The organism is Gammaproteobacteria bacterium (genome assembly GCA_032250735.1).
Taxonomy (GTDB): Bacteria; Pseudomonadota; Gammaproteobacteria; order SZUA-152; family SZUA-152; genus SZUA-152.
The window spans coordinates 25,277-33,820 of sequence record JAVVEP010000018.1 but is presented as its reverse complement, the minus strand read 5'-3'; the positions used below and the strand labels follow the sequence as shown (position 1 = coordinate 33,820).

The 8,544-nt window shown below is 56.6% G+C and carries 9 protein-coding genes and 1 riboswitch; of the genes, 8 read left to right on the top strand and 1 reads right to left on the bottom strand.

All coding sequences use genetic code 11. The features are described from left to right. Positions 1-492: 492 nt before the first annotated feature. On the bottom strand, positions 493-1,023 hold the full coding sequence (locus RRB22_10980; protein MDT8384932.1) for a transposase: 531 nt from the start codon (positions 1,021-1,023) through the stop codon (positions 493-495). A gap of 242 nt (positions 1,024-1,265) precedes the next feature. Between RRB22_10980 and RRB22_10975 the strand changes: the two genes are divergently transcribed. From RRB22_10975 to RRB22_10940, 8 genes are all read left to right on the top strand, one after another. Next, entirely contained in the window at positions 1,266-1,562 is a 297-nt protein-coding gene (locus RRB22_10975; protein MDT8384931.1) for a helix-hairpin-helix domain-containing protein, read from the top strand. Between the two features lie 316 nt (positions 1,563-1,878). Then, positions 1,879-3,384, top strand: coding sequence for a mannose-1-phosphate guanylyltransferase/mannose-6-phosphate isomerase (locus RRB22_10970; GenBank protein ID MDT8384930.1), 1,506 nt, complete (start codon positions 1,879-1,881; stop codon positions 3,382-3,384). A 104-nt stretch (positions 3,385-3,488) separates the two neighbouring features. Beyond that, complete coding sequence (gene metK, locus RRB22_10965) at positions 3,489-4,649, top strand: methionine adenosyltransferase (GenBank protein MDT8384929.1); 1,161 nt, start codon at positions 3,489-3,491, stop codon at positions 4,647-4,649. Positions 4,650-4,922: 273 nt separating this feature from the next. After that, positions 4,923-5,010, top strand: a riboswitch (S-adenosyl-L-homocysteine riboswitch). Between the two features lie 145 nt (positions 5,011-5,155). After that, positions 5,156-6,577 carry an adenosylhomocysteinase gene (ahcY, locus tag RRB22_10960; protein ID MDT8384928.1) on the top strand — a complete coding sequence of 474 codons (1,422 nt, stop codon included), beginning with the start codon at positions 5,156-5,158 and terminating at the stop codon, positions 6,575-6,577. A gap of 109 nt (positions 6,578-6,686) precedes the next feature. Beyond that, positions 6,687-6,980, top strand: a complete 294-nt coding sequence (locus RRB22_10955) for a nucleotidyltransferase family protein (GenBank protein MDT8384927.1) — start codon at positions 6,687-6,689, stop codon at positions 6,978-6,980. Further along, the gene (locus RRB22_10950) at positions 6,970-7,308 is read left to right on the top strand and encodes a DUF86 domain-containing protein (GenBank protein MDT8384926.1); all 339 of its coding nucleotides are present in this window, start codon (positions 6,970-6,972) and stop codon (positions 7,306-7,308) included. The genes RRB22_10955 and RRB22_10950 overlap by 11 nt, the downstream gene beginning before the upstream one ends. 123 nt (positions 7,309-7,431) lie before the next feature. Then, positions 7,432-7,812 carry a nucleotidyltransferase domain-containing protein gene (locus RRB22_10945; GenBank protein MDT8384925.1) on the top strand — a complete coding sequence of 127 codons (381 nt, stop codon included), beginning with the start codon at positions 7,432-7,434 and terminating at the stop codon, positions 7,810-7,812. Next, on the top strand, positions 7,802-8,227 hold the full coding sequence (locus RRB22_10940; protein ID MDT8384924.1) for a DUF86 domain-containing protein: 426 nt from the start codon (positions 7,802-7,804) through the stop codon (positions 8,225-8,227). The genes RRB22_10945 and RRB22_10940 overlap by 11 nt, the downstream gene beginning before the upstream one ends. The last annotated feature ends 317 nt before the right edge of the window (positions 8,228-8,544 follow it).

Sequence of the window (8,544 nt, the reverse complement as noted above, 5' to 3'; positions counted from 1 at the left end):
CGCATGAGCCCCAAAGCGACATCGTCAAGATAGACCAATCGCCCCCTCCGTAGGGCGCAATAACCGAAGGGCATTGCGCCGCATGAGCCCCCAAAGCGACATCGTCAAGATAGACCAATCGCTCCCCTCCGTAGGGCGCAATAACCGAAGGGCATTGCGCCGCATGAGCCCCAAAGCGACATCGTCAAGATAGACCAATCGCCCCCTCCGTAGGGTGCAATAACCGAAGGGCATTGCGCCGCATGAGCCCCAAAGCGACATCGTCAAGATAGACCAATCGCCCCCTCCGTAGGGCGCAATAACCGAAGGGCATTGCGCCGCATGAGCCCCCAAAGCGACATCGTCAAGATAGACCAATCGCTCCCCTCCGTAGGGCGCAATAACCGAAGGGCATTGCGCCGCTTGAGCCCCAAAGCGACATCGTCAAGACAGACCAATCGCTCCCTCCGTAGGGCGCAATAACCGAAGGGCATTGCGCCGCATGGTCGTGTATCAATCATCATATCCCAACCCCTTTTCGTGGCCTCCTGCCCAATCAATGGGATACATGCCTTGCTTAACCAGGTGATGAAATGTTGAATACGGCCAGTCGCGTACGCACTTCACTAATCCGTGTTTCACGGGATTGATGTGTACGTAATCCATATGGGCACGATAGTCATGCTCGTCACGAATGAGGTGTTCCCAGAAACGTCTTTGCCATACGCCCCGTTCGCCTCGGCCTTGCCTCACTTTTGATCTTCTTTCTGTTATTGGCAGCGTCTTTGAAAAATCAGATTTGATCAGACGCCAGCGGGTGGAAAAATCGGTGTCGCCCGCTGGCAATTCAAATATGCAATGGAGGTGTTCGGGGAGAATGACCCATCCATGAATCACAAATGGATGTCGTGATTTGACCGAACGGACTGTGGCACGCAAGGCGTCTATATGCCGTATCAATAAATCATTATCACGCCGCTGCAGCAGGTTGACGGTAAAGAAGTAGGTACCACCTGGGTGCCAGGCTCGTCTGTAATCCATCAGGCGAGTATCGGTGGATGTTTCATGCGGTGCAATGCCCTCCGGTTATTGCGCCCTACGCACTAAGCGGTAATATTGCCGCGCATATCTGATTGACCCGCTGGCCGGCAGATTTTAGGCTGGTGCCCGCAATGTAATTACCGTTAGGGTCGTGATGTCAGAGATCAGCTTGTCGCACCCATCGTTACATTTCGTGTTAGACAAAACTAATCTACAAACCTAAATAACAGGAAAGGAGTCTTGTCATGTCGATGCTATCGAAGCGTTTATCACGTTTAGTTGTTTCCGGCAGTTTTGCCATGTTGTTACTGTTGGCCTCGGTGGGTGTGTTTGCCGGGCCGATCGATATCAACAGCGCCGATGCGGATACCCTGGCTGCGGAACTCAAGGGTATCGGTGCCGCCAGGGCCGAGGCCATCGTCGCCTATCGGGAGAGCAACGGTCCCTTCAGGCAGGTGGAGGATCTGCTCAAGGTCAAAGGGGTGGGTGAAAAGACCCTGGAGATGAATCGTGCGCTGCTGCTGATCAAGGCGCCACAGTAAGACCCTATTGGCTCAAATCGCCGTGCGCCCGCACGGCAAACCGTCTTCACCGGATGTGTGCCGGCATTTGAAATCTGAATGTCCGCATGCCTCCGGTGAAATTTTTTTGGGGGTCGTATAAAGCGGGCGGGCCGGGGGCAGGTAATGGTCTGAGAGGCGGAAGGTGGTACACTGCGCGGCAGTCTTCGGTGCGAAGACTCCTGGGCATGGACGGCCGACAGTTGCAGGATAAAAACGGCCATACAGCCGTGTAGGGTTTTTCCTACAGAATTAAAAATCGACTATTAATTGATATAACCACTGATCCCACGCAGACATGAATATTCAACCCGTTATCCTTTCCGGCGGCGCCGGTACCCGGCTCTGGCCGCTGTCCCGCGAGCAGTATCCGAAACAGTTGCTGGCCTTCCAGGGCGAGCACACCCTGCTGCAGCAGACCGTCCGGCGTCTGGATGGCCTGTCGACGTTGGTGGGGCAGGTTGCCGAGCCGATCGTCGTCTGCAATGAACAACACCGGTTTATGGTGGCGGAGCAGCTGCGCGCCATCGGCCATCCACCGGCGGCCATTCTGCTGGAGCCGGTGGGTCGCAATACCGCCCCGGCGCTGACGGTGGCGGCGCTGGCCAGCCTCAAACAGGGCGATGACCCCGTGCTGCTGGTGATGCCGGCGGATCACGTGATCGCCGATGCGCCCGCCTATCACGCCGCCGTCAAAACCGCTGCTGACTTGGCGCAGCAGGGCGCGCTGGTTACCTTTGGCATCGTTCCCACTGCGCCTGAAACCGGTTTTGGTTACATCCGCAAAGGCGCTCCAGTTGCTGATGAAGTTACTCAGTCCTCCGCCCTTAGTCCCCAGTCCTATCTTTTAGACGCCTTTGTGGAAAAACCCGACGCCCCGACGGCGGCGGCCTATGTGGCGTCCGACGAATACCTGTGGAACAGCGGCATGTTCGTGATGCGGGCCTCGGTGTGGATCGAGCAGCTGACACGCCTGCAGCCCGCCATGCTGGCGGCCTGCCGCGAGGCGCTGGAGAAGGCGGACGCGGATCTGGATTTCTGCCGCCTCAATGCGGACGCCTTCAAGGCCTGCCCCAGCGACTCGATCGACTACGCCGTGATGGAGAAACTGGGCGGTGTGGCCGAGGCCGGTAACCCGCAGCCCGCGGTGGCAGTGGTCGCGCTGGATGCCGGCTGGTCCGATCTGGGGGCATGGTCGGCCATCTGGGAGGTGGGCGAGGCCTGCGCCAATGGCAATGTCAGCAAGGGCGACGTGCTGTCACACGACTGCCGCAACAGCCTGCTGTATTCGGAACACCGGCTGGTGGCCGGCATCGGGCTGGACGACGTGCTGGTGGTGGAGACGGCGGACGCGGTGATGGTCGCGCACCGGGACCGGGCCCAGGATGTCAAAAAAATCGTCGAGCAGCTCAAGGCCAGTGGGCGCAGTGAATGTCTGGTGCACCGCCAGGTGTTCCGCCCCTGGGGCTCCTATGAGGGGGTGGACGCCGGCCCCCGTTTCCAGGTCAAGCGCATTGTGGTCAAACCCGGCGCGGCCCTGTCCCTGCAGATGCACCACCACCGGGCCGAGCACTGGATCGTGGTCACGGGCACGGCCAGGGTCACCTGTGGCGACAAGGAATTCCTGCTCTCGGAAAACCAGTCGACCTACATCCCCATTGGCGAAAAACACCGCCTGGAAAACCCCGGCGCGGTGCCGCTGGAGATTATCGAGGTGCAGTCGGGCGGCTACCTGGGTGAGGACGATATCGTCCGCTTTGAAGACCGATATGGCCGTAAAGGCAGCGATCTCGACAAGAAATAGCCATTCTGGCGTGGCGGCGAATTGAAAGGCCGCGGGCCAGCGGGTAGAATGGTTTGTTTTTTCGATTCACCTTACATGATTGGCAATAAAGGATTAAACGTATAATGGCGAGTTCACATCTATTTACCTCCGAATCCGTTTCCGAGGGACACCCCGACAAGGTCGCAGACCAGATTTCCGACGCTATCCTCGACGCTATCCTGGAGCAGGACACCGCTGCCCGCGTAGCCTGCGAGACCCTGGTCAACACCGGCATGGTCATCATCGCCGGCGAGATCACGACCTCCGCCTGGGTGGATATGCAGGCGGTGGTACGCGAAACCGTCAAGCGCATCGGCTATAACAGCTCCGACATGGGCTTCGATTATGAATCCTGCGCAGTGCTGACCTCCATCGACAAGCAGTCCGCCGATATCGCCATGGGTGTGGACGAATACGACAGCCACGAGCAGGGCGCCGGTGACCAGGGCCTGATGTTCGGCTACGCCAGCCACGAGACCGAGGTGCTGATGCCCGCACCCATCACCTACGCCCACCGCCTGGTGAAGCGTCAGGCCGAGGTGCGCAAAAACGGCACCTTGCCCTGGTTGCGCCCGGACGCCAAAAGCCAGGTGACCTTCCGTTACGAAGACAACCGCCCGGTCGCCATCGACGCCGTGGTGCTTTCCACCCAGCACAGCGAAGAGATTGACACCCCCACGCTGCGCGAAGCGGTGATGGACGAGATCATCAAACCCGTGCTGCCGGCAGAGTGGCTGACGGCCGACACCAAATACCATATCAACCCCACCGGCCGCTTTGTTATCGGTGGCCCCGTGGGCGACTGCGGCCTGACCGGACGCAAGATCATCGTCGATACCTACGGCGGCATGGCGCGCCACGGCGGTGGAGCCTTTTCCGGCAAAGATCCGTCTAAAGTAGACCGTTCCGCCGCTTATGCCGGGCGTTACGTGGCGAAGAACATCGTCGCCGCCGGACTGGCCGACCGCTGCGAGATCCAGGTCTCCTACGCCATCGGCGTCTCCGAGCCGACCTCCATCAGCGTCGAGACCTTCGGTACCGGCAAGGTGGAAGACAGCCGCATCGTCGAGCTGGTGCGCGAGCACTTCGACCTGCGGGCCGGTGGCCTGGTGAAAATGCTCAATCTGTTGCGCCCCATCTACTCCGCCACCGCCGCCTACGGCCATTTCGGACGAGAAGACGAAGGCTTCCCCTGGGAAGTCACCGACAAGGCAGACGCCCTGCGGGACGCTGCGGGGATTTAAAAGAAAGGACTGAGGGCTGGGTGTAGGGTGGGCATCGCCCACCAGCAAATCGCTAAAACATAACATGGTGGGCGGTGCCCACCCTACAGAAGACTCAACCCGTAGGGCGCAATAACCGCAGGGCATTGCGCCGTATGACTAAGGACTGGGCGAAGAGATTAGATTAAGAACCCGGGCTGAAGGTTTTACTTAGTGAGTAGGGTGGGCATCGCCCACCAATCAAAATTTAGTTAGACCTGCAAGGTGGGCGGTGCCCACCCTACAATTTATATATCTTGTGAGGAGCGCTGCAGCGGTTTTTTTATTACCACCGCGAGGCTCAGAAGATGTCATTAACAAATAGTAACGGTGCTCATTCAACCTTTTAGGAAACCTGTATCCGTCATTCTGGCGCATGCCAGAATCCAGGAAGCTAATTAAATGCGATTGGATTCTGGTTGTCATCAGAGTGACGATAAAGAACTTAACCAGGTCTCCTTTAGATCATGCAAAAAGGAAAATGAAATATGAACGCTGTCGTTAATTCTGGTTTTACTGATTACAAGGTCGCTGATATCAGCCTCGCCGATTGGGGCCGCAAAGAAATTGCCATCGCCGAAACGGAAATGCCCGGCCTGATGGCCCTGCGGGAAGAGTTCGGCAAGGAACAGCCCCTCAAGGGCGCGCGCATCATGGGCAGCCTGCACATGACGATCCAGACCGCCGTGCTGATCGAAACCCTGGTCGCCCTGGGCGCCGAGGTTCGCTGGGTTTCCTGCAACATCTTTTCCACCCAGGATCACGCCGCCGCCGCCATCGCCGCCGACGGCATCCCGGTCTATGCCTGGAAGGGCGAGACCATCGAGGATTACTGGTGGTGTACCGAGCAGGCCTTCAACTGGCCCGACGGCAAACTGCCCAACATGATCCTGGACGACGGTGGAGACGCCACCCTGCTGGTCCACAAGGGCGTCGAATTTGAAAAGGCCGGCGCGGTGCCGGATGCCAAGCCCGGTGATAATGAAGAATATGTCGCCATCCTGGATGTGCTGCGTCGCAACCTGCCGCTGGACAACACCAAATGGCAGAAGATCGCCGACAGCATCCGCGGCGTGACGGAAGAGACCACCACCGGCGTGCACCGTCTCTACCACATGATGGAACACAACCAGCTGCTGTTCCCCGCCATGAACGTCAACGACTCGGCCACCAAGTCCAAGTTCGACAACCTCTACGGCTGCCGCGAATCCCTCATCGACAGCATCAAGCGCGCCACCGACGTCATGATCGCCGGCAAGATCTGCGTGGTACTGGGCTATGGCGACGTCGGCAAAGGCTGTTGCCAGGCCTTCCGTGGCATGGGCGCCACCGTATGGGTCACCGAGATCGATCCGATCTGCGCCCTGCAGGCCGCGATGGAAGGCTACCGCGTGGTGGACATGAACGAAGCCAGCAAAATGGGCGACATCTTCGTCACCACTACCGGCAACGTCAACGTCATCAACCATGACCACATGGCCGCCATGAAGAACGAAGCCATCGTCTGCAACATCGGCCACTTCGATTCCGAGATCGACATCGCCTCACTGGAAAAATACGAGTGGGAAGAGATCAAGCCACAGGTGGATCACGTCATCTTCCCCGACGGCAAAAAGATCATCGTGCTGGCCAAAGGCCGCCTGGTGAATCTGGGCTGCGCCACCGGCCACCCCAGCTTCGTCATGTCCGCCTCCTTCACCAACCAGGTGATGGCGCAGATCGAGTTTTACAACCATGCCGACAAGTACGAGAACAAGGTCTACATCCTGCCCAAAAAGCTGGATGAAAAAGTGGCCCGCCTCCACCTTGCCAAGATCGGTGTATTCCTCACGCAGCTGAATCAGGAACAGGCCGACTACATCGGCGTACCGGTAGAAGGGCCCTACAAGCCGAATCACTACCGTTATTAAGATAAAGAGGTGGTACACACGGACGTGCAAACATTGCAATAGATGCAGTTGGTAACTAAAGAGGCCATGACAGCTTGACTGGAATCGATGTGTTCCATGGAGAAACAGGATGAAACGCACCCAGGTTATGCAAATACTGAAGGCGAACTCTGAGGAGTTGCGCAAACGTTTCCACGTATCATCCCTGGATATCTTTGGATCTGTCGCACGAGACGAAGCCGGTACGGATAGTGACGTCGATATATTGGTTGCGTTTGAGGAGACCCCAGGTCTCTTCGGCTTTGTGCAACTGAAGCAATATTTGGAAGATGCTTTGTCATGCAAAGTGGACTTGGTAACGAAAAAGGCACTGAAGCCTCAGCTGCGCGATAACATCCTAAAGGATTTAGTACATGCCGCCTAGGGAATGGGGCTTTCGGATAGATGACATACTTGAGGCCATTGAGCGGATAGAGCGATACACCGCGGATTTAGATTTCGCCCATTGGTTGAATGACGAAAAAACCATTGATGCTGTGGTCCGCAATCTGGAAATTATTGGAGAAGCGGCTGCGCATGTTCCCGATGAAGTGCGCAAACAATATGATGATGTTCCATGGGATGAAATGCGAGGCATCCGCAACATCCTGGCGCATGAATATTTTGCCGTCGATCATGAAATATTGTGGCGAACAATTAATAATGATTTAGGTTTATTGAAAACCATCCTGCAAAAGCAGTTTGGTACGTAGGGCGCAATAACCGCAGGGCATTGCGCCGTATGGCTGGGTAAGGGGCAAACGTAATGCGGCACCATGGAACACAGCAAGCGGCGTGTTCCGGGATTGAGCAGGGAAGTATTGAGGCGAGTCAGTATGGTTTTCCCACAATTGCAACATGCGCTGGAGACCCAGAACGAGCTTGAGCTGGCGGTGCTCGTTGGGAGCCAGGCAGAGGGCCGTGCGGGTCCTGACAGTGATTGGGATATCGCCATTCAGTGGCAGCGTGACATGCCGCTGCTCGATAATCTGGCGAAAACCGAAACCCTGCGCCGCTTGCTGGCAGCCGCACTAAAGGTTGAGGAAAGCCAAATTGACTTGATCGACCTGCCAGGCGCAGGACTCGCAATGCGAGCCCTGGTTGCCGAAGATGGCGTGCCATTGAAGGGAGAAAACACCCTGGCATGGAATCATTTTCTCGGACGGACCTGGCGCGAGCTAGAGACCTATGAATGGGAAAAGCAACATGCGGGTTGATCTTTATCAGGCAGAAACTGCGCAACTCGCAAAGCAACAGAGTTCCCTGCTTGACGAGGCCCGGCAACATTTGCTGAAAGGCGAAAAGCTTTCGCGGCTGGAAGAAAACGGTGTGCTGCATGCCATACAAATGCTGATTGAAAATGCGATCGGCAAGGCAAAGCAGATCCTGAAAGCGAATAAAGAACCGGTGCCAGTCTCTGCATACGACGCCTTCGCAGCACTTGCGCGTATAGGGGTGATTGAGAGAGATGATTTACCAGCATGGAATGCCGCCATCGGATTGAGAAACCGGATCGTGCATGAATATATGAATATTGATCTCGCTAGAGTGCTTGAGCTTGTGCAGGTGGATCAGCACAGGTTCGTCACCGAATTTTTATTGGCGCCTATCAATAATAACGATCATCAATAAGAGGTAAAGGGCGGGATACAGTTTTTTACTGTTTCTGGATGGCGGAATAAATCCGCTATGACGATGTGAACACAATGGAGCAATGCTGATACGTAATGGACAAGGTACGTAGGGCGCAATAACCGCAGGGCATTGCGCCGCATGACTGGGTAACGATTGTGCCATGTAGGAGGCCAGCCCCCTGGCCGATAGGTCGGGTTGGTGAAATTGTCGAGCCATGTAGGGTGGACTTGATCGACCTGCCATGCGCAGGACTCGCAATGCGGGCCCTGCTTGCTGAAGCTGATGTGCAACGCGTGTTATATTGGTGTGACCGA